20 protein-coding genes, 1 tRNA gene and 1 pseudogene are annotated in these 19783 nt (G+C 29.9%); 10 read left to right on the top strand and 12 right to left on the bottom strand.

What is annotated here, in order from left to right; genetic code table 11:
- Positions 1-554, bottom strand: a pseudogene (locus tag QOR43_RS06840) (RNA-guided endonuclease TnpB family protein); the annotation flags it as partial.
- Between the two features lie 172 nt (positions 555-726).
- Here QOR43_RS06840 and lysS point away from each other — a divergent pair.
- The 6 genes from lysS (at position 727) to QOR43_RS06810 (ending at position 7118) form a co-directional block, all read left to right on the top strand.
- A complete protein-coding gene (gene lysS, locus QOR43_RS06835; RefSeq protein WP_265134216.1) occupies positions 727-2460 on the top strand; it encodes a lysine--tRNA ligase in 1734 nt (577 codons plus the stop codon).
- Between the two features lie 4 nt (positions 2461-2464).
- Complete coding sequence (locus tag QOR43_RS06830; protein WP_265134217.1) at positions 2465-3412, top strand: ADP-ribosylglycohydrolase family protein; 948 nt, start codon at positions 2465-2467, stop codon at positions 3410-3412.
- A gap of 186 nt (positions 3413-3598) precedes the next feature.
- Complete coding sequence (locus QOR43_RS06825; RefSeq protein WP_265134218.1) at positions 3599-4972, top strand: phosphoglucomutase/phosphomannomutase family protein; 1374 nt, start codon at positions 3599-3601, stop codon at positions 4970-4972.
- A 13-nt stretch (positions 4973-4985) separates the two neighbouring features.
- Complete coding sequence (locus QOR43_RS06820) at positions 4986-5390, top strand: hypothetical protein (RefSeq protein WP_265134219.1); 405 nt, start codon at positions 4986-4988, stop codon at positions 5388-5390.
- Positions 5390-5800 carry an acyl-CoA thioesterase gene (locus QOR43_RS06815; protein WP_265134220.1) on the top strand — a complete coding sequence of 137 codons (411 nt, stop codon included), beginning with the start codon at positions 5390-5392 and terminating at the stop codon, positions 5798-5800. The genes QOR43_RS06820 and QOR43_RS06815 overlap by 1 nt, the downstream gene beginning before the upstream one ends.
- Entirely contained in the window at positions 5793-7118 is a 1326-nt protein-coding gene (locus QOR43_RS06810) for a TldD/PmbA family protein (RefSeq protein ID WP_265134221.1), read from the top strand. Before QOR43_RS06815 ends, QOR43_RS06810 begins: the two co-directional genes overlap by 8 nt.
- A 3-nt stretch (positions 7119-7121) precedes the next feature.
- On the opposite strand, the gene QOR43_RS06805 is transcribed toward QOR43_RS06810, so the two are convergent.
- Positions 7122-7205: transfer RNA gene (locus QOR43_RS06805), tRNA-Leu, on the bottom strand.
- 37 nt (positions 7206-7242) lie between these two features.
- Here QOR43_RS06805 and QOR43_RS06800 point away from each other — a divergent pair.
- Together QOR43_RS06800 and QOR43_RS06795 are read left to right on the top strand one after the other, a co-directional pair.
- Entirely contained in the window at positions 7243-9714 is a 2472-nt protein-coding gene (locus QOR43_RS06800; protein ID WP_265134222.1) for a CBS domain-containing protein, read from the top strand.
- Between the two features lie 15 nt (positions 9715-9729).
- A complete protein-coding gene (locus QOR43_RS06795) occupies positions 9730-10272 on the top strand; it encodes a hypothetical protein (RefSeq protein ID WP_265134223.1) in 543 nt (180 codons plus the stop codon).
- 148 nt (positions 10273-10420) lie between these two features.
- Here QOR43_RS06795 and QOR43_RS06790 read toward each other — a convergent pair whose 3' ends face one another.
- The 7 genes from QOR43_RS06790 to QOR43_RS06760 form a co-directional block, all read right to left on the bottom strand.
- On the bottom strand, positions 10421-10663 hold the full coding sequence (locus tag QOR43_RS06790) for a hypothetical protein (protein ID WP_265134224.1): 243 nt from the start codon (positions 10661-10663) through the stop codon (positions 10421-10423).
- A 22-nt stretch (positions 10664-10685) separates the two neighbouring features.
- Positions 10686-11012, bottom strand: a complete 327-nt coding sequence (locus tag QOR43_RS06785; protein WP_265134225.1) for a hypothetical protein — start codon at positions 11010-11012, stop codon at positions 10686-10688.
- Positions 11013-11237: 225 nt separating this feature from the next.
- The gene (locus QOR43_RS06780; RefSeq protein ID WP_265134226.1) at positions 11238-12053 is read right to left on the bottom strand and encodes an SIR2 family NAD-dependent protein deacylase; all 816 of its coding nucleotides are present in this window, start codon (positions 12051-12053) and stop codon (positions 11238-11240) included.
- Entirely contained in the window at positions 12050-12334 is a 285-nt protein-coding gene (locus QOR43_RS06775; RefSeq protein WP_265134227.1) for a DUF2103 domain-containing protein, read from the bottom strand. Before QOR43_RS06775 ends, QOR43_RS06780 begins: the two co-directional genes overlap by 4 nt.
- A 1-nt stretch (position 12335) precedes the next feature.
- Positions 12336-12992, bottom strand: a complete 657-nt coding sequence (gene fsa, locus QOR43_RS06770) for a fructose-6-phosphate aldolase (RefSeq protein ID WP_265134228.1) — start codon at positions 12990-12992, stop codon at positions 12336-12338.
- 5 nt (positions 12993-12997) lie between these two features.
- The gene (locus QOR43_RS06765; protein WP_265134229.1) at positions 12998-14311 is read right to left on the bottom strand and encodes a M23 family metallopeptidase; all 1314 of its coding nucleotides are present in this window, start codon (positions 14309-14311) and stop codon (positions 12998-13000) included.
- Positions 14311-15867, bottom strand: coding sequence for a 2-isopropylmalate synthase (locus tag QOR43_RS06760; RefSeq protein ID WP_265134230.1), 1557 nt, complete (start codon positions 15865-15867; stop codon positions 14311-14313). The genes QOR43_RS06765 and QOR43_RS06760 overlap by 1 nt, the downstream gene beginning before the upstream one ends.
- A 168-nt stretch (positions 15868-16035) precedes the next feature.
- On the opposite strand from QOR43_RS06760, the gene QOR43_RS06755 reads away from it, so the two are divergent.
- Together QOR43_RS06755 and QOR43_RS06750 are read left to right on the top strand one after the other, a co-directional pair.
- Entirely contained in the window at positions 16036-16518 is a 483-nt protein-coding gene (locus QOR43_RS06755; RefSeq protein WP_265134231.1) for an NADH-quinone oxidoreductase subunit NuoE family protein, read from the top strand.
- A complete protein-coding gene (locus QOR43_RS06750; RefSeq protein WP_265134232.1) occupies positions 16493-17776 on the top strand; it encodes a complex I 51 kDa subunit family protein in 1284 nt (427 codons plus the stop codon). The genes QOR43_RS06755 and QOR43_RS06750 overlap by 26 nt, the downstream gene beginning before the upstream one ends.
- Here the strand turns inward: QOR43_RS06750 and trpC are convergent.
- From trpC to nrdR, 3 genes are read right to left on the bottom strand one after another with little or no spacing between them, the layout of a single operon-like run.
- Positions 17773-18549, bottom strand: coding sequence for an indole-3-glycerol phosphate synthase TrpC (gene trpC, locus QOR43_RS06745; protein ID WP_265134233.1), 777 nt, complete (start codon positions 18547-18549; stop codon positions 17773-17775). The genes QOR43_RS06750 and trpC overlap by 4 nt on opposite strands.
- A gap of 4 nt (positions 18550-18553) precedes the next feature.
- Positions 18554-19321, bottom strand: a complete 768-nt coding sequence (locus QOR43_RS06740) for an undecaprenyl-diphosphate phosphatase (protein WP_265134235.1) — start codon at positions 19319-19321, stop codon at positions 18554-18556.
- On the bottom strand, positions 19318-19779 hold the full coding sequence (gene nrdR, locus QOR43_RS06735; protein ID WP_265134236.1) for a transcriptional regulator NrdR: 462 nt from the start codon (positions 19777-19779) through the stop codon (positions 19318-19320). Before nrdR ends, QOR43_RS06740 begins: the two co-directional genes overlap by 4 nt.
- Positions 19780-19783 lie beyond the last annotated feature (4 nt).

Genomic DNA, 19783 nt, shown 5'->3' with positions numbered 1-19783 from the left:
TTTAATTTCATAAACCATAATCCATTTTTTCTGTAAAACTGCAACTTTTTAAATTGTCCGTTCTCAATGCTATCATCTGCTGATGTTATAAATATATCTGCATCAAATTTTGGCTTTACTGCTTTAAGATAATCTTTTTCTATATATCCTTTTTTAAATTGTTTTTTTATCTGTCTTTGTATGTTTAATACAAATAATGGTGATTTTTGTAGATAATCTGCTAAATAGTTTTCATTCCAAAATATAGTGCAGGGATATTTTGTTATAAACTCATATATTTCTTTTCTTTCTATTTGAGAACGAAGTATTTGTCCGGTTAATTCTAAGGAGTTTCTATATACTCTTGATGGTATCCATTTTTCTTCATTTTTTATATCTTTTTTGAGGATGGTTAATGCTTTTCCTGTTTGTTTTAATTTATTTAATGTTTCATTGTTCCATAGATTATTTATCCAGTTATTAATCTTTCTTTTGTTTATAGAGATTAGATAATCTAAATATGGATATATGCTTTGTGGTAGGGTTAGGCTATATGATAGGATTATACTACTCATTTCAACTAAACCTTATTTGTGATGCTTTTCTAATTCTTAATAATTTTCTCATGCTGTAATTATAGATAAATATGATTAAAAAATCAAGGTGCTGTTGTTAGCCCTCTTTGTTTTTGTTTAATTTATTCTATCATGTTAAAATATTAAAATCAAAGATTTTGGAGGTTTTTAGATGTCTGAAGATATTTTTTTACATAGAAAAGAAAAATTAAATCTATTAAAAGAAAAAGGTATAAATCCTTATCCCCATAAATTCCAGATAACAGATAGTTTGGAAGATATTAGAAAGGAATTTGAACTACCGGTTCCAAAAGATAAAGAGTTTTCTATAAAAGGAAAAATAAAGAGGGTTTCTAAGAAAGATGAGGAATATATAATAAGATTTGAAGATTTAGAGCAACATGCAGAAATACAGGTTATATATCCTCAAAAAGATAAAATACAGCCAAATGTAATAGCAGTATTTAAAGGAAAATTAGATAGAATTGATGGAAAATTAACCCTTGTTGCTCATGAGTATAAAGAGGGGGAAGATGGTGAGCCTGTTTATAAGATAAAATCAATGTATGATAAAGACCCTGAAAGAAAAGAGGTTGCCGTTGCAGGAAGATTAATAGCCCTCAGAGACCAAGGAAAAGCGGCATTTGGACATATTCAGGATGCCTACTCAAAAATACAGATTTATTTTAAATCTGATATTCTTGGAGAAGAAAGATATAAAGAGATTATGGATTTGGTAGATATTGGAGATATTATAGGTGTAAAAGGAAATCTTTTTAGAACAATGACAGGGGAGCTTACGGTAGAAATTACAGATTTTCAAATACTTTCAAAATCTTTAAGAGCTTTACCGGAAAAATGGCACGGACTTAAAGATACCGAATATAGATACAGATATAGATTTTTAGATTTAATTGCTAATCAAAAATCAAGGGAGATATTTAAACTCAGGGCAAAAGCTATAAAAAGTTTAAGAGAATACTTAGAAAGTAAAGGATTTATAGAGGTAGAAACTCCTATATTACAACCAGTAGCATCAGGAGCATTGGCAAAACCATTTATAACATATCACAATGCCCTTGATATGAATTTATATCTTAGAATAGCACCGGAACTTTATCTAAAAATGCTTATTGTTGGTGGATTTAATAGGGTTTTTGAAATAGGAAGAAATTTTAGAAATGAAGGGATAGATACAACCCATAATCCTGAATTTACTATGGTAGAGTTTTATGCAGCATATCTTGATTATAATGACCTGATGATAATGACTGAAGAGTTAATCAGAAAGATATTGCTTGATACAGTTGGAAGTTTAAAGATAAAATGGGATGAAGTTGAGCTTGATTTTGAAAAACCTTTTAGAAAGATTGCATTTTTTGAAGCATTAAAAGAAAAAACCGGTAAAGATAAAGAGTTTTTCCTAAATGAAGAAAAATCAAGGGAATTTGCAAAATCTGTTGGTATTCCAAAAGCAGAAACATTAACCCATATGAAATTATTGGATAAACTTTTTGAACATTTTATAGAAGAAGATTTGGTTCAGCCAACTTTTGTTATTGATTTTCCAAAGATATTATCACCACTTGCAAAAACCCATAGAAATGACCCTGATTTAGTAGAAAGATTTGAGCTTATTATAAATAAACAAGAAATTGCAAATGCATATACAGAGTTAAATGACCCGATAGACCAAAGGGAAAGATTTATACAGCAGTTAAGGGAAAAAGAGATGGGAGATGAAGAAGCTATGAGCATAGATGAAACATTTATAACTGCTCTTGAATATGGGCTCCCACCAACAGCCGGAGAAGGTATAGGAATAGATAGATTAGTTATGATGCTAACAGATAGCGTTTCAATAAGAGAAGTTATATTATTTCCAACTCTAAGACCGGAAAGGTAGAAATATGGAAGAAAAATTCATAGGAACATTGCTTGGTGCAGGTATAGGTGATAGCCTTGGTATGACTGTTGAAGAACTTCCGGTAGATGAGGTTATTCTTCATTATGGAGATAAAGTAAAAGATTTAGTTGACCCTCATCCATCTTCTCCTTCTAATTTTCTAAAAGCCGGAGAAAACACATCAGAGTTTGATATTGTTATGCTTGTTGCAAAATCAATAGCAGAAAAAGGAAGAATTGATATTCAGGATATTATTTATAGATACGTAGAATGGGAAGAAAAGGAAGAACTTCATAACTATATAGACCCTTATTTTTTAATTGCTATACATAATCTTAAAAATGGCATAGAGATAGACAGAAGCAGTAGCTCAATAGAAGGAGCTTTACCGGCTATTCCTGTTGGTATGTTCCATTATAAAAATCCTATACTTGCAGTAGAAGGTTCTAAGGCTATCGTTATGCTTACCCATAGAAATGAGATAGTGCTTGATGCTGCTTCTGTAATAGCTGTTGCAATAGGAGAGTTAATTCAAGGAAGATTTTATTTACCGGAAGAAACAGAATATTTTATAAAATTATTAAAAACTTTTGTCAAAAAAGAAGAAACAAAAAGTTATTTAAGAAAAGTTTTAAATCTTATAAAAGAAGATGCCTCTTATGAAAAAGCAATAAATGAGCTTGGAAATGGAAATTTTGCCCTTGAAGCATTATCTCAAGCATTATTTATATTTTTAAAAACTCCGGAAAATGTTGAAGAAGCTATAATTAATGCGGCAAATTGTTATGGATATTATGGTGGAGATACAGATAGCATAGCCCTATTGACAGGTGCATTTGTAGGAGCATATAATGGAAATGAGGATTTTCCTGAAAGATGGATTAATAATTTAAAAAGATATAATGAAATAGTAGAAGTGGCAAAGAAATTAGAAAAAGTAGCTATCCATTAGCGGAGGTAAAAAAATAGGTGATGGAATAACAGTAGTAGGAAATAATCCTTATCTATGGGATATTGTGGTAGATAGTAATTATGTAGATGATTTGGCAGAATCTTTTGAGAAAGAATTGATAGATATGTTTGATAGTATATATTGGAGCATAAAAGAAAAGAAAAAATCAATATAAAGGGGAAAATTATGGAGATAAAATTTGGAACTGATGGATGGAGAGCAGTTGTAGCAAAAGAATTTACTTTTGAAAATCTTATGAAAGTAGCTCAGGCTCACGCAGAATCTTTAAAAAATAGAAATGGAAAAAAAGTTATCGTAGGATATGATACAAGATTTTTATCTACGGAATTTGCAAAAGCAGTTGCAGAAGTTTTTTCTTCAAATGGATTTGATGTAATTATCTCAAAAACTGATTGCACTACACCGGCTTTATCCTTGGCTGTAAAAGAGTTAAAAGCAGATGAAGGGGTAATGATAACTGCCTCTCATAATGATTATAGATATAACGGATATAAAATTAAAGGAATTTATGGAGGACCGGCAACCCCTGATATAATACAGGATGTTGAAAATAGAATTGGTAAATCTTCTATAAAAACAGGAAAGACAAACTGGCAGGAAGAAGATTTAAACCAAAGATATATAGAAAAATTAATAAGCTACATAGAACCGGATATATTTAAACAAAAAACTCAAAGAGTAGTCCATGATGCAATGCATGGAACTTCCTGCGGATTGTTAAGAGAGTTATTAAAAAATAGTTTTATAGAAACCATAGAAATAAATCATTATAAAGACCCTTATTTTGGATTTCATCATCCGGAGCCAATAGAAAAAAATCTATCTTTACTTAAAGCTAAGGTGGTTGCAACAGAATCCATAGTTGGTATTGCAAATGATGGAGATTCTGATAGGGTCGGTATAGTAGCAGAAGATGGTGAGTTTGTAAGCACCCAAATTGTTTATGCTCTTTTATTATTACATATTATAAGAAATAAAAAAATAAAAGGTTCTGTAGTAAAAACAGTATCTACTTCCTATCTTGTTGATAGAATATGTAAAAAAGAAGGAGTAAATTTATATAAAACACCGGTAGGATTTAAATATGTAGCAGATATAATGCTTAAAGAAAATGTTGCTTTCGGTGGTGAAGAATCCGGTGGATATGGATTTGGATTTCATATTCCGGAAAGAGATGGATTATTATCCGGACTTTTGATATTAGAAATGATAAATTTATATGATAAACCTTTGACAGAAATTATAAAAAATCTATTTAAAGAGTTTGGAACAGCTTATTATCTCAGGGAAGATTTAAAATTACAATCTAATCAAGGAACAGAGCTAATAAAAAGATTAAAAGAAGAAAAACCTGAAAAATTTGCCGGATTAAAGATTAGAGAAATAGATTTAACAGATGGCGTTAAATTTATTTTTGAAGATGACAGCTGGATATTATTTAGAGCTTCCGGCACAGAGCCAGTATTAAGAATATATGTAGAAACACCTTCAAAAGAATTAACAGAAAAATTATTACAAGAAGCAAAAAATTTAATCTAAAAAGGAGATGAAAATGGAAGAAATTTACATGCCCTATGATGTTGTAGTTTCAGAAGATAACAAAATAGTAGCTGTTTTTGAAGAGGATGATTATCTCTTACAAGAACTTGAAAGGGAAGATACGCCATTTATGGTAGATGTTGATGTAGATTTTGATGAAGAAGAGGAAGAATTTTATCTATTATTATCAATCTACAAAGGAGAAGTGGAAATATTTATTCCTTTCCCTTATGGAGAATCTTGGGATGAACTTTTAGATAGTGGAGAATTGGCAATAGTGGTTGCATCAAAGGAAGTATTAGAAGGTCAATCAGATGAAGAAGTTAAAGGATATATTGTACAGTTTGATGAAGAAACCCTTGGATTTATAGAAGGGGCCAAAAGGGTTATTGAGCTACTTGAAAATGCTGAGGAGTAATGATTAAATTAAGATACGATAGAAAAGTTAATTTTTATGAAACAGATGCACAGGGGATAGTTCATCATTCAAACTATCCCCGTTATTTTGAGGAAGTCCGTGGTTTTTTTCTTGAATATATAGGTTATCCTTATCCAAAACTAAGGGAAGAAATCAATATAGATGTAGTTTTACTAAAATTAGAGGTAGAGTATCACCAGCCCCTTTATTTTCAAGATAAATTTTATATATTATTTAACATTGAAGAGTTTAATAGATTTAAATTTAGCTTTTTTTATCAGATTTTTAAAGAAGATATTTTAGTAGCTACCGGAAAAACCTCCCATTGCTGTATAGATAGAAAAACAAGAAAGATAGTATCAATTCCACCATTTTTATTGGAAAAATTTAAAGGAGTCATCAATGATTGAAAAAATAATAGATATAGCAAAAACCCAATTAAAAGGATATGATTGGGAAATTTATTATCAAAAAGTATCAAAATTAAAAGCAGAATCAAACGATTTTCAGCTTGAATCTATCACAACCTCAGATGATATAGAATTCTCCATAAGAGTATTAAACAATAAAGCTCAAGGTTTTGCTTATAGTAGCTCTTTTACAGAAGAAGCTATAAAAGATACGATAAATAAAGCAAAAGAACTGTCAAAAATAACATCACCTGATGATGGAAATATAATAATAGACAAGCTACAAGAAACAGAAAAAATAGAATATTTTGATACATTTACAGCATCTTTACCACCCTTAGATAAAGCAATAAATGCAATAGAGCTTGAAAGAATAACAAAATCCCTTGATGATAGAATTAAAAAAGTTAGAAGTTCAACATTTATAGAAAATATATATGAAACATATTTAATAAATTCAAATAATGTAGAGATAAAAGAGAAAGGAACGATATATACTGCTATGGTTTCGGCTGTTGCAGAAGAAAATGGAGATTCTCAAATTGTATGGCAATACAAAGCCACAAGATTTTTACAAGATTTAGATTTAAATAAATTGGCAAAAGATGCTGTTTATCATGCAGTTTCTTTATTAAATGCAAAACCTTTAACTACAAGAAAAATAGCAGTATATTTTCCACCTTTTGCTTTTGCTGAGCTACTTGATACATTTTCCTCTGCCTTTACAGCAGATGCTTTAATAAAAGGAAAAACTCTCTTTGCAAATAAAGAAAATACAATCGTTGCATCTGATGTTGTTAATATAATAGATAATGGTAGATTACCAAAAGGATTGGCAACTTCTTCTTACGATGCGGAAGGTATTCCAAAAGGCAAAACAGTTCTTATACAAAATGGTATTTTTAAAGGCTTTTTACATAATTTATATACTGCAAAAAAATTAAATACAAAATCAACCGGAAATGCGGTAAGAAATGGTGTTAAATCTCTTCCTTCTGTTGGAATAACTAATTTTTATTTAGAGCCAACAGATACAGATATAAAAGAAATGATGAAAAATTATGATGAGATTTTATATGTTATAGATATGATGGGATTACATACTGCTGACCCAATATCCGGTGAATTTTCTCTTGGTATATCAGGGATTTTATTTAGCAAAGGAGAAAAGGTTCAGGCTGTTTCAGGTATGACAATTGCAGATAATTTTATAAACCTGTTAAATAAAATATCTTATGTAGGTAATGATTTAGAGTTTTATGGGAATGTAGGTTCCCCTTCTGTGATTGTTGAAGAGATGGTTGTTGCCGGAGAATAAAAATGCCCAGGGTGGGACTCGAACCCACACGCCCTCTCGGGCACTACCCCCTCAAGATAGCGCGTCTGCCAGTTTCGCCACCTGGGCTAATCAAGAATAATATTATATACCAGAGGTTAAAAAATTGCAACTTGTTTTATTACAAGAAGGTGCAGATTTAGATGCTTTATCTTCTGCTTATGGATTATCTTTATTATATAATGCAAAAATTGTCTTACCAAATGCTTATTCAGAAACCGTTAGGCTAACTTTAAATATTTTTTCTGATAGATTTAAAAATAAAATCGGACACTTTGATAAAAATGCAGAAAAAATTTATCTTGTAGATAGCCATTATGTAGATAATTTAAATAGCAAAATCTATAAAAAAATAGAGATATACGACCATCATCCGATAGATGAATACAAAAAAGATATAAAATATCATATTAAAAATTATGGTTCTGCTACCACTATCATTGTTGAAAAATTAAAAAGAAAAAAAGTATATATAGATAATATTGATGCAACAATCTTAGCACTTGGAATATATGAAGATACAGGTAAATTTTGTTATAATCTAACAACTTCGCAAGATTTAAAAATGGCTTCTTACCTACTTGAAAAAGGAGCTAATTTAAAAATTATATCTGATATATTAACAAATAGATTAAATTCTGATAAAATCCAAGTTTTTGAAAAATTATTAAAAAATAGCTACAATCTTTATTTAGATAATAAAACCATTTTAATAGCATCTGCATATATTTCGGAATATATTCCGGATATATCTTCTGCAATAAATCTAATTGAAGAGTTTAATAATGTAGATGCAGTATTTATTCTCCTTCAAACGAAAAATAAAATAACAATCATTGGAAGGTCAGGCAATAAAGAGATTGATTTAAGCCAGATTTTATCTATTTTCGGTGGTGGTGGTCATTGGAGTGCCGCAAGTGCTACAATAAAAACATTTTCCTTAAATCAACTGCAGGATTATTTAGAATTTTTACTAAAAAAATATCTATCAGACACAAAAAAATTAAAAGATATAGCTATTCCGGTAGAAATTACCACATCCTTAAAGCATTCTGATGGTATAAAAATATTAATAAATCAAGAAGGAAAGTATGAAGGAATAGTTATAAATAATAAATTTGATGATAATCTTATAGTGCTAAATGCCAATATATCTTTGTGGGAAGCTGAAAAAGAAATATCAAAATACGAGCAGGATATATTTCCTGTATTGGAAAAACAAAAACCGGTAGGTATTGTATCAAAAAAAGATATATTAAAAGCATTGTATAAGCCTATCTTAGATAAAGAAAAAATATTTTTAGCAAAAAAGGAAAAACCAAAAGAAAAAAATGTAAAAGATAGATTAAAACATTTTCTACCGGAAGATATATATAAAGAGCTAAAAATTATCGGAAAAATAGCAAAAGAAAATGGCTATAGGGTTTATTTAGTAGGTGGCATTGTAAGGGATTTTATATTATCTAAAAAAAGCTTAGATATAGATATTATCGTTGAAGGAGATATAGAAAAAATTATAAAAGATTATGTAAAAAATAGAAAAATATCCGTTTATTTCTTTAAAGAATTTATGACTGCTACATTAAAACTTGAAAATGGAATTAAATTTGATTTTGCTACTGCAAGAAAAGAAAGCTACGAATATCCAGGAGCTTATCCAAAAGTTGAAAAAGCAACTATATTTGAAGATTTATACAGAAGAGATTTTACAATAAATACATTAGCAATAGAGATAACAGAAGATAGATTTGGAACTTTGATAGATTTTTTTGATGGATTGAAAGATATAAAAGAAAAAAGAATAAAAGTATTACACCAAACAAGCTTTATAGAAGACCCAATCAGGATATTAAGAGCTTTAAGATTTGCCGGTAGATTTGGATATAAATTAGAAAAAAACACAGAAAAATTATTAAAGCTTGCTGTTGAAGAAAAATTATTACAAAAAGCACCAACAGGCAGAATAAATTTAGAGCTAAATCTAACTTTTGATGAAGAAAATGTTCTGTATATTTTAAATCTGATGGATGAGTATAAAGTTTTAAGACAGATATTTCCAAACTGCTTTATCAATTTAGAGAGGGAAGTTATTATTGCAAAAATATCAGAAGCTATAAATATTTATAAGGTTTTATTTGATTTAAAAATTGAAAAAAACAGTAATTATCTGATGGCTTTAATGTATCACCTTCCTTTTGATGTTTCTTATTTTGTTTTGAAAAAATATCATTTTGATAAAAGTATAAAACATTTTAAATATATTTTTGATTTTATTGATAAATTTAAAAATTTACCGGAAAAAAATATTGAGTTTTTCAAATTTTTAAAAACAATACCGGTTGAGATTTTACCATTTTCTGCAATTTATTTTAATTTTTTTGAAAAAAGCATAGAAATATTGAAAAAAGAAAAAGAGTTTAAAAATATAATTTCCGGAGAAGATTTAAAAAATATAGGCATAAAACCATCTCCTATCTATAAAAAAATCTTATCTGAAATTTTTAAACTTTATTTAGATGGAAAAATCTCCTCAAAAAAAGATGCAGTGGATTATGTGAAAAAATATTATAATAATTAGAAAGGAGGATTTAAAATGGCTGCTCCATCTTGGTTCATAAAAAAAGTTATTCTTAGGAATACCGGATATACTTTCTTATTTCTTATAATCGGTGGCGTTGGTGGTTATTATTTATCAAAAGTAAATTTAATCATCGGTTTAGTATTTTTCGGTACTATGTTAATAGGAGCAAAGGCTTTTATTGATAATATGGACAAAAGAGGGCATGGTTTAATCGTAGAAAAAGAAGCTTATGAATTTTTGAAAAATAATACAAATTTTGATATAGAATTTAGAAAAGAATTAGATAGCGGAGGAGATATAGATATTTACATAAAAGATTTGGATATTGCAATAGATGTAAAAGCTTATAGAAAGATTGATGAAAGAATATTCTCCTCTAATAATGTTAGAAGTTATAATAGACAACGAAACAACTCAGGTAGAGTTATTATTTGGCTTCCAAATGCAGAAGAGATAGTCAAATATAATAGAAATTTTAATATAACTATAATTGGTGGCAAAAATACTATGCTTAATTATCTTAATAAGAAAAGTAGAGAAATAAAAGGTAGTTGAAATCTTTAATAATTATTAAATAATTCTACTATTAAATTAATTAATAAATTCTAAATTCAAAAATTGATTATGGAAAAAGAGTCATAAATTAAAAGATTAAAATGGAAGATTAAAAGTCGGTAAGGGCAAGCCTTACCGGTTATTGAAGTTATTGCTTTTGTTCTTGATTTTGAGCTTTTTCTTCTTTTTTCTCTGCTTTCTTCATGGTTTTCTCGTGTTTTTTGTGTTTGTGAACTTTTTTAGCCGGAGCTTTTTTCTCTTGTTTAGCAGGAGCAGAAGTCGTTGCTTGAGATTGGTTTTGATTTGCTTGTGGTTGTGCTTCTTCTGCAATAGAAGCAAATCCAAGTCCTAATACTGCTACAGAGAGAGTTGCTAATACTAATTTTTTCATATCTAATACCTCCTATATAAAATTATTTTTGGGTTTTTTGTTGTGTTTTTAGAGATTTAACTTCTTCTTTAAATTGCATATCGCAATTTTTTATATCTTGGAAAGACTGAGCATTTTGTATGCAAGTTTTTTTCTGCTCTAAAAATTGCATTCTTTGTTGTAAAAGTTGCTCTCTTTCTTGAATACGAGATAATATCTTTTGTTTTACTTCTTGAAGTTTTTCTTGTTTTAATTGTTGATTTTGTTGTGCCATCGGATTATTCCCTTGTGCCATCGGATTTTGTGGGTCTGCCATAGATAAACCGGACAATACTGCTACTGACAATGTCGCTAACACTAACTTTTTCATCTTTGATACCTCCTAAATTAATTTTAGTTATTTATATAATAATGCCTGAAAATTACAAAAAGCTTAAATTTTGATTACAAGTTTGTAATATTAAAATTAGTTTATACAAACATCAAAGAATAATGGGAATTAATTTTTTAAAAGATGAAGCAGAAAAACTTGCAAACTGGATATTATCTTTAAAATAATTTTCAAGGAAGGGGGCTGAAAAGCTCCCTTTTTTTATTATCCGGTAACTAATCTAATTGCTTCCAATCCTTTCATAGGAATGGATATATCTTTTTTAGAAGGAACTTCATAATCTATTGGATTTATTCTTATAAGGGTGGCATTATATTTATATGATATATTTTCAGAAAACCATCTTATTGTTGGAATAGCTTTACCGGCACCTATTTCTATTATTACCATTTTATAACCAAAATTTTCTACTTTATCAAGCCAAAGATTAAATCTGTATTCCTGATATTCTGTTCTGTCAGGTATCCAGCTAAAATCTCCAAACATCAAAATATTTGGTCTTGCCACTGCACCACAATTTTTACATCTTGGTATTGTTAAAGCTCTAAAATTTTCCATATCTATTTTTATATCTAAATCTTTTGCTTCCCATATTTCATCTGTGCAAGGATAAATACATTGAAGATGATTTATTGAGCCGTGTATCTCCACAATATTTTCAAATCCGGCTTTTTCAAAATGTCCATCAACATTAGAGGTATATACATAATAACCTTTTTTAGATTTTGCTAAATTAAGTAGTAGTTTATATCCCTCGTGGGGCTGAGTATTTTTATACATTAAATATCTATGTCCATAAAATGCCCAGGCTATCTCAGGATTTTGTATAAACCATTTTGGATTTGCAAGTTCTTCAAAAGAAACTCCCAGTTTCTTAGCATAAGGATAGGCTCTCCAAAAACCTTCTTTACCTCTAAAATCCGGCAGTCCAGAATCTACACTCATTCCGGCACCGGCTGTTATAAGTATAACATCAGCTTTTTTTATTGCTTCTTTTGCTTTTTCTATAAATTCCATCATTGGTATCTTTCTTCTAAATATTGTTTTAATTCTTCTCTTTTTTCTGTTATTACAAAAACTTCCTGAACGGTGGAGCCTTTTTTCAGTAATAGCTTGGCTCCTTGCTCCGTGTCATATTGATAGGTTATTCTTGGTTTGCCTGAGACTGCCTTCGGAGATGTTTTTATCCTTGCCGGTATAATGGCAGAAACAAGCTTTTCTTTTACAAGCTCTTCAAGTAGTTCTTCAAAACCTTCAATTATAGAATGCTCTCTTTTTATTCCTTTTTTTCTAAATTTCATCTTAAAAAGGTTTATCAGGGACAGATTCCCAATCTTTTAAAAATCTTTCAAGCCCTATATCTGTGAGAGGATGTTTTGAAAGCTGTGCTATCACATTATAAGGGATTGTTGCAATATCTGCACCTGCAAGGGCTGATTCTATAACATGTATTGGATTTCTAACGCTTGCAACTATTATCTCAGTATCAAATCCATAATTATCTATAATTGTTCTTATCTGTCTTATTAAATCCATACCGGTATGGGCTATATCATCAAGTCTTCCGACAAATGGAGATATATAACTTGCTCCTACTTTCATAGCAAGTAATGCCTGAGCCGGTGAAAATATAAGGGTAACATTTGTTTTAATTCCTTTATTTTCAAAATATCTAACTGCTTTTAAACCTTCCATTGTCATAGGTATTTTGATTACAACATTTTTTCCAAAAGATGCAAGCTTTTCACCTTCTTTTATCATTCCTTCTGCATCTGTGCTTGCCACTTCTAAGCTAACCGGTTTATCCGGTATCTCTTCCAATATCTCCTTAACAACATCAATAAAAGGTCTTTTTGTTTTTGCTATTAATGTTGGATTTGTGGTAACACCATCTAATATACCAAATTTGTTTGCTTCTTTAATCTCATTAATATCAGCAGTATCAATGAAAAATTTCATGCCGTTTAACCTCCTTTATTGATTTTTTCAATTGGTTCTAAAAATCTGGTTTTTATCCAATGGTAATCAAACCATTCTATCGGATTAACTTCTAATCCCTGCACTAAAATACCAAAATGTAAATGGTCTCCTACAGCTAATCCTGTTGTTCCGGTTTTTCCGATTAAGCTGTTTTTATCTACTTTATCTCCATTTTTTACAGAAATCTCGCTTAAATGTGAATAAAGAGAATATATACATAATCCGTGGTCTATTATTACGCTATTTCCATATATTCCAAGATTTCCTGTAAATACAACAACTCCTTTATTTGAAGCATAAACAGGGGCATTTTTTACAGAAGCAAAATCAAAACCTTTATGATAAGCATCTGCTCCTTCTATTATCTGTCCGTTATATTTATAGTTTCTATAATCAGCAAATCCACCAAGTTTTGCAGAATTTTTAAGCTGTTCAAAAGCTCCTTCAAACATAGGGTATATATTTTTACATTCAGAAGTTATTTTATGGATTTTTTCTTCATTTTTTCTTCTGATTTCTAAATTTACATATTTAAAAAGTTCTATCGGATTTTGTATATTTTTGTCAGATAGCTGTTTTATTTTGTTATTTATAAAGTTATCATCTATCTTTATTACAGAATTGGCATATTTTACAAATTTAAATGTATAATTTACAGATTGAGTTGCTTTATTTCCGGCTTCATCTTCTGCATATACATAAATTGGTTTTTTATCATTAAAGTAGTATGGATAAGGAAATGCACAGGTATATATATTTTTATCTTTAAATAATCCGGAAAAACATCTAAAATTGTAATTTTCCAAAGTTAAACCGGTTTTTATTGTATCATTGCTAACTTTATAAAAAACAAATCCTGTCCCACCGTTTATTATACTTTCAGAAGAATATAAAATGGATAAAACCGGTGGTTCTGTATCTATAATTACTTCTTTTCTGTATTCTTTTTTGTTGTGCAGTAGAGAGTCATCTTTTGCAGTTATTATAATTTCTGCTTTATTTTGTGCTAAGCCAAGTTTTTGGGCATTAATAGGTAATATATATTTTTTAGATTTTACCGGCTCTTTAAAATTTTCTTCTAATAATGTTATCTCTTTTCCATTTTGTAATATTTTTACGGATACATTATTTAAACCCGGTCTTTCATCTTCTACATAAAAAGATAATCTATAATCTGTTCCTACTGCTTTTGGTTCTTTTTCTAATTTTATCTCCGGTTTTCCAAGGTTTATTGTGCCTTTATAAAGAAAAAAACCGGTAATGGCTATTACCAGCAATATAAAAATTATTTTTTTCATCAAATACCCTCTATAACTCTTTTTTCCATCAATGTTTTTCTTGCTATATATCTGTTATATGCATCTAAATATGCTTTTATGCTTGCTTCTATTATATCTGTGGATGTTCCTTTACCGGAAGTTATCATATCCGTATCTTCAAATCTTACCATAACTCTAACTTCCCCCATTGCATCTTTTCCTGAGCTTAAAGAACGAATAGAGTAATCTATCAATTTACCTTTTATATTCAATGCTTTTTCCAATGCATTTATTGCACTATCTATTGGGCCATCTCCACAGGATGTTGATATAATTTCTTCTTCATCTTTTTGTATCTTAACTGTTGCTGTTGGTATAACATTATCACCGCTTAAAACATGGAAATAATTTAATTTTATCTTGGAAGGTATTTCCGATGCTATCTCTTCAAATATTAATGCTTCTATATCTTCATCAAACACTTCTTTTTTCTTATCTGCAAGTTTTTTAAATTTAGCAAACAAAATATCTATCTTCTCTTCCGGTAAATTGTATCCAAGCTCTGTTAATCTTGTTTTAAATGCATGTCTTCCGGAATGTTTTCCAAGTATTATTTTTGATGCCGGAACTCCAACATCTTCTGCTCTCATTATCTCATAAGTTTCCCTATGGGCTAATATACCATGTTGGTGTATACCTGCTTCATGGGCAAAGGCATTATCTCCTACAATAGCTTTATTTGGCTGGACAAAACTTCCTGTTATTCTACAAAGTAATCTGCTTGTTTTGTATATCTCTTTTGTGTTTATTTCTGTATAAACTTCTTTGAAATAATCATGTCTTACTTTTATTGCCATTACCACTTCTTCAAGGGCGGCATTTCCTGCCCTTTCTCCTATACCATTTATTGTGCAATGAACCTGTCTTGCTCCATTTTTTACAGCCGATAAAGAGTTTGCTACTGCAAGTCCCAAATCATTATGACAATGGACACTTATAACTGCTTTATCAATATTTGGAACATTATTTTTAATATCTGCTATTAATTTTCCAAATTCTTCCGGTGTAGCATATCCTACTGTATCAGGAACATTTATTGTTTTTGCTCCGGCATTTATTACTGCTTCAAAAACTCTATACAAAAACTCCCTTTCCGACCTAAATGCATCTTCTGCTGAAAACTCTACATCATCGGTAAAATTGAGGGCATATTTTACAGCCTGAACTGCCCTTTCTAATACTTCTTCCGGCTTCATTTTTAATTTATACTGCATATGTATAGGAGATGTTGCTATAAATGTGTGTATTCTTCTTCTTTCTGCCGGTGCAAGAGCTTCTCCTGCTTTTTCTATATCAGAATTTAAAGCTCTTGCAAGGGAGCAGACTATACTTGTTTTTATATTTTCTGCCACTTTTCTAACGGCTTCAAAATCTCCTTCAGATGCAGCAGCAAAACCGGCTTCTATGACATCAACATTTAATCTTTCAAGTTGTTGAGCCATCTTTACTTTTTCTTCAACCGTCATAGAAAATCCGGGAGCCTGTTCTCCATCTCTAAGTGTTGTATCAAATATTATCAATTTCTCTCTTTCCATATCAAAAACCTCCAAAAATCTAATAAATATCTTAACATAAAGCTTTTATTTAGTTCAAATTAATTATTAGTAATAATTATTATTATAGATAATATTTAACAAAATGCAATTAGATTTTAATCAAACAATGTTATAATATGGTTTGTGTAATCAAGATGAGGTGAAAAATTGGAATATATTTATCTTACCGAGGAAATTATACAGAGAATAAATAGATATTTAGAAAAATTTCCAAGGAAAGAACAGGTTATTATTCAGGCTTTGCATCTTATATATGATAAATATAGAGATATACAGCTTGAGCATATTCAGGAGCTTGCCGATTATTTAAAGGAACCGGTAGCTACCATAGAAGGTATTGTTTCATTTTATGATATGTTTAGATTAAAAAGAAATGCAAGACATCATATTAGAATATGTAAAAATTTACCCTGCCATATTATGAAATATAAAAATCTTTTAAAATTAATAGAGGAAAAAACAGGAGTAAAAGCAGGAGAGCATGACCCAAACGGAAGATTTTATATTGAGCTTGTTGAATGTATTGGAGCGTGTAGTATAGCTCCGGCTTTTATGATTGATAATGATTTATATGATGGTTCAAAAATTACAGAGGAAAAGTTAGATGAGATACTATCCAAATATACCTGATTTAAATGCAAATAGCAGTATAAATCTTTTGCTCAGAAGGGCAAAAGAAAACAGGACTACAAATATAGAAGAGTATATTACAACCGGTGGATATTCTGCATTAAAAAAGGCTTTAACAAGATTTAATCCGGAAGATATACTTATATTGGTAGAAGAGAGCACTTTAAGAGGTAGAGGTGGAGCCGGTTTCCCGACAGCAAGAAAATGGAGATTTGCATTATCCAATCCGCCACCAAGATATTTAATATGCAATGCAGATGAAAGTGAACCGGGAACATTTAAAGATAGAATTATAATAGAAAGAGACCCTCATCTGCTTATTGAAGGTATGATAATAGCCGGATATACCCTCGGAGCAGAGCTTGGATTTATTTATATAAGGGGAGAATATCCTGCCGGAGCAATGATTTTAGAAGATGCAATAGAAGATGCAAGAAAAAAAGGATTTCTCGGTAAAAATATACTCGGAACAGATTTTTCTTTTGATATATTGGTTTATAGAGGTGCAGGAGCATATATATGTGGTGAAGAAACTGCCCTTATAGAAAGCTTAGAAGGAAAAAGAGGACATCCAAGACTTAGACCACCTTATCCTGCAAATGAAGGATTGTTCGGAAAGCCTACCGTTGTAAATAATGTGGAAACATTGGCAAATATTCCAATAATCGTTACTTATGAAATGGATTTTATGAATATTGGTCCTATGGGATATTATGGACCTAAACTTTTTCCTGTAAGCGGTAAAGTTAAAAATCCCGGTGTTTATGAAGCCACAATGGATTTAACCCTTAGAGAATTAATAGATATGGCAGGTGGAATGAAAAATGACAAAAAATTAAAAGCCATATTTGCCGGTTCCTTAGCTGTTTATTCTGCTGATGAGATAGATATACCTCTTGATTATTCTCCTAAGGGATTTGGTGGAACCGGAACGACCATAGTTTTAGATGAAGATGATTGTATTATAGATGCTCTTATAGTTATAGCAGAATTTTTTGAGCATGAAAGTTGTGGAAAATGCACTCCTTGTAGAGTAGGAACTTATGAACAGCTAAATATTTTAAGAAAATTTCAAAATGGCACAGCAACTGAAAAAGATATAGAGCTTTTGGAATATCTGGGTAAAAATATACCGGTAGGTTCTATCTGTGGACTTGGTTATTCTGCATCAAATGCAATAATGGATGCTCTGCGAAAATTTAAAGATGAATTTATAGCCCATATAAATGGTGAATGCCCTGCCGGCATATGCTTTTAGCCTATAAGCTCCCTTAATTTTTTACCTATATCTTTTTCTTTCATTAAGGATTCGCCTATTAAAAATCCATCAATCTGATAATTAAGTAGTTCTAAAATCTGTTCTTTTGTATTTATCCCACTTTCACTTATAACAATAGATGCTCCCATCTCTTTTAATTTCGGAGCAAGCTGTTTTGATAAATTTATATCTACATTAAATGTTGATAAATCTCTATTATTTATTCCTACGATTTTTGCACCGGCATTTATAGCTTTTTTTCCTTCATCTAAGGAATGTATCTCAACCAAAGCCTCAAGTCCAAGCTCTTCTCCAAACTCTATAAATCTTTTTATCTGATTTTTTGTAAGAACCCTTGCAATTAATAAAAATGCATCTGCTCCCCAAGCCCTTGCTTCTAATATCTGTCTTTCATCAATTATAAAATCCTTTCTCAATAATGGTAGATTAACAACTTCCCGAACTTCTTTTAGATATTCTAAGCTTCCTTGAAAATATTTTATATCTGTTAAAACGGATATGGCTTTTGCTCCATTTTCTTGATATATCTTTGCTATCTCTACCGGATTAAAATCCTCTCTTATAACTCCCTTAGAAGGAGAGGCTTTCTTTATTTCGGCTATTATATTTATTCCTTTCTGTGAAAAAGCTTCTGAAAAAGAATATATCTTTTCCCTTTCTTCAGCCATTCTTTCAATTATACTTATATAATCATCTGTAAATTCTTTTAGCTCTTCTTTTTTTGTGTTTATAATCTTTTCCAAAATATCCATCTTCTCACCTCAAAACAGTAAAATAAAACAATATTGCAACGATAATTCTATAAATGCCAAATGCTATAAAATTATGGTTTGATATAAATTTAAGTAAAAATTTTATTGATAAAATTGCAAATATAAAAGCTGTTATAAAACCGACTATTAGATTTTGCCAATCTGAAAAATTAAAATCATTGTGATGTTTGAATATATCATAAAAAGTAGCCATAAACATTGTAGGAACTGCAAGTAAAAATGAAAATTCTGCCGCCAATTTTCTTTCAAGACCAAGTATTAATCCGCCTACGATTGTTGCACCGGAGCGTGATGTTCCTGGTATCATAGCAAATGATTGAAAAATACCGATTAAAAATGCTTTTCCGTAACTTATCTGGTTTACAGATTTTATAGGATAATCTTTGTTTTTATGATATAGCTCTATCAATATCAGTATAATACCACCTATAAAAAGCATAAAAACAACAACAAATGGATTAAAAAAGGATTTAATAATTTTATAAAGTAAAAATCCCAGAATACCGGTAGGTATAAATGCTATCAAAATCCTTTTTATAAGCTCTTTATCTTTTATCAATCTTTCAAAATATAAAAAAACAACAGCCATTATAGAGCCAAGCTGAATAGCTACTTCAAATGCTTTTTGATTTTCGGTCTGCACTATTCCAAGTAATGTAGAAACCAATATAAGATGACCGGTAGAAGATATTGGTAAAAACTCTGTTAATCCTTCAACAACACCTAAGATAAAAGCTTCTATTGTATTCATTTATCCTCTTCCTTTTCTATTTCCTGTATTGTTTGTTTAAAATCTTTTATATCTGAAAATTGGTTATAAACAGATTTAAATCTTATATATGTTATAGGGTCAAGCTCTTTTAATCTTTCTTTTACTAAATCTCCTATTTCTGAGCTTTCTACCACCAATTTTCCTTCTTCAAGAAGATATTTTTCTATCTCATCTGCTATATTTTGTATCTGAGTATCAGTAATAGGTCTATTTTTTGCGGCAAGTTTAATGCCTCTTATTATCTTTTCTTTATTAAAAGGTTCTGTTGTTCCATTTTTCTTTTTAACAATAATTTTTTCTTCTTCTATTCTTTCATAAGTTGTAAATCTATATCCGCAATCTAAGCATTCCCTCCTTCTTCTTATTACGGTGCCATCTTTAGATTGTCTTGTATCAAGGACTTTATCATTAAAAGAACCACATTTGGGACATCTCATAATA

It is taken from the genome of Venenivibrio stagnispumantis (assembly GCF_900182795.1).
In the GTDB taxonomy this organism is placed as follows: Bacteria; Aquificota; Aquificia; order Aquificales; family Hydrogenothermaceae; genus Venenivibrio; species Venenivibrio stagnispumantis.
Note: the sequence above shows the minus strand (reverse complement) of the source record. Positions and strands in the feature narration are given on the sequence as shown.

What these genes read in the sequence shown, in the direction of transcription:
- lysS (WP_265134216.1), top strand. Translation starts at nt 727, where the DNA reads ATGTCTGAAGATATTTTTTTACATAGAAAAGAAAAATTAAATCTATTA.
- QOR43_RS06830 (WP_265134217.1), top strand. Translation starts at nt 2,465, where the DNA reads ATGGAAGAAAAATTCATAGGAACATTGCTTGGTGCAGGTATAGGTGAT.
- QOR43_RS06825 (WP_265134218.1), top strand. Translation starts at nt 3,599, where the DNA reads ATGGAGATAAAATTTGGAACTGATGGATGGAGAGCAGTTGTAGCAAAA.
- QOR43_RS06820 (WP_265134219.1), top strand. Translation starts at nt 4,986, where the DNA reads ATGGAAGAAATTTACATGCCCTATGATGTTGTAGTTTCAGAAGATAAC.
- QOR43_RS06815 (WP_265134220.1), top strand. Translation starts at nt 5,390, where the DNA reads ATGATTAAATTAAGATACGATAGAAAAGTTAATTTTTATGAAACAGAT.
- QOR43_RS06810 (WP_265134221.1), top strand. Translation starts at nt 5,793, where the DNA reads ATGATTGAAAAAATAATAGATATAGCAAAAACCCAATTAAAAGGATAT.
- QOR43_RS06795 (WP_265134223.1), top strand. Translation starts at nt 9,730, where the DNA reads ATGGCTGCTCCATCTTGGTTCATAAAAAAAGTTATTCTTAGGAATACC.
- QOR43_RS06790 (WP_265134224.1), bottom strand. Translation starts at nt 10,663, where the DNA reads ATGAAAAAATTAGTATTAGCAACTCTCTCTGTAGCAGTATTAGGACTT.
- QOR43_RS06785 (WP_265134225.1), bottom strand. Translation starts at nt 11,012, where the DNA reads ATGAAAAAGTTAGTGTTAGCGACATTGTCAGTAGCAGTATTGTCCGGT.
- QOR43_RS06780 (WP_265134226.1), bottom strand. Translation starts at nt 12,053, where the DNA reads ATGATGGAATTTATAGAAAAAGCAAAAGAAGCAATAAAAAAAGCTGAT.
- QOR43_RS06775 (WP_265134227.1), bottom strand. Translation starts at nt 12,334, where the DNA reads ATGAAATTTAGAAAAAAAGGAATAAAAAGAGAGCATTCTATAATTGAA.
- fsa (WP_265134228.1), bottom strand. Translation starts at nt 12,992, where the DNA reads ATGAAATTTTTCATTGATACTGCTGATATTAATGAGATTAAAGAAGCA.
- QOR43_RS06765 (WP_265134229.1), bottom strand. Translation starts at nt 14,311, where the DNA reads ATGAAAAAAATAATTTTTATATTGCTGGTAATAGCCATTACCGGTTTT.
- QOR43_RS06760 (WP_265134230.1), bottom strand. Translation starts at nt 15,867, where the DNA reads ATGGAAAGAGAGAAATTGATAATATTTGATACAACACTTAGAGATGGA.
- QOR43_RS06750 (WP_265134232.1), top strand. Translation starts at nt 16,493, where the DNA reads ATGAGATACTATCCAAATATACCTGATTTAAATGCAAATAGCAGTATA.
- trpC (WP_265134233.1), bottom strand. Translation starts at nt 18,549, where the DNA reads ATGGATATTTTGGAAAAGATTATAAACACAAAAAAAGAAGAGCTAAAA.
- QOR43_RS06740 (WP_265134235.1), bottom strand. Translation starts at nt 19,321, where the DNA reads ATGAATACAATAGAAGCTTTTATCTTAGGTGTTGTTGAAGGATTAACA.
- nrdR (WP_265134236.1), bottom strand. Translation starts at nt 19,779, where the DNA reads ATGAGATGTCCCAAATGTGGTTCTTTTAATGATAAAGTCCTTGATACA.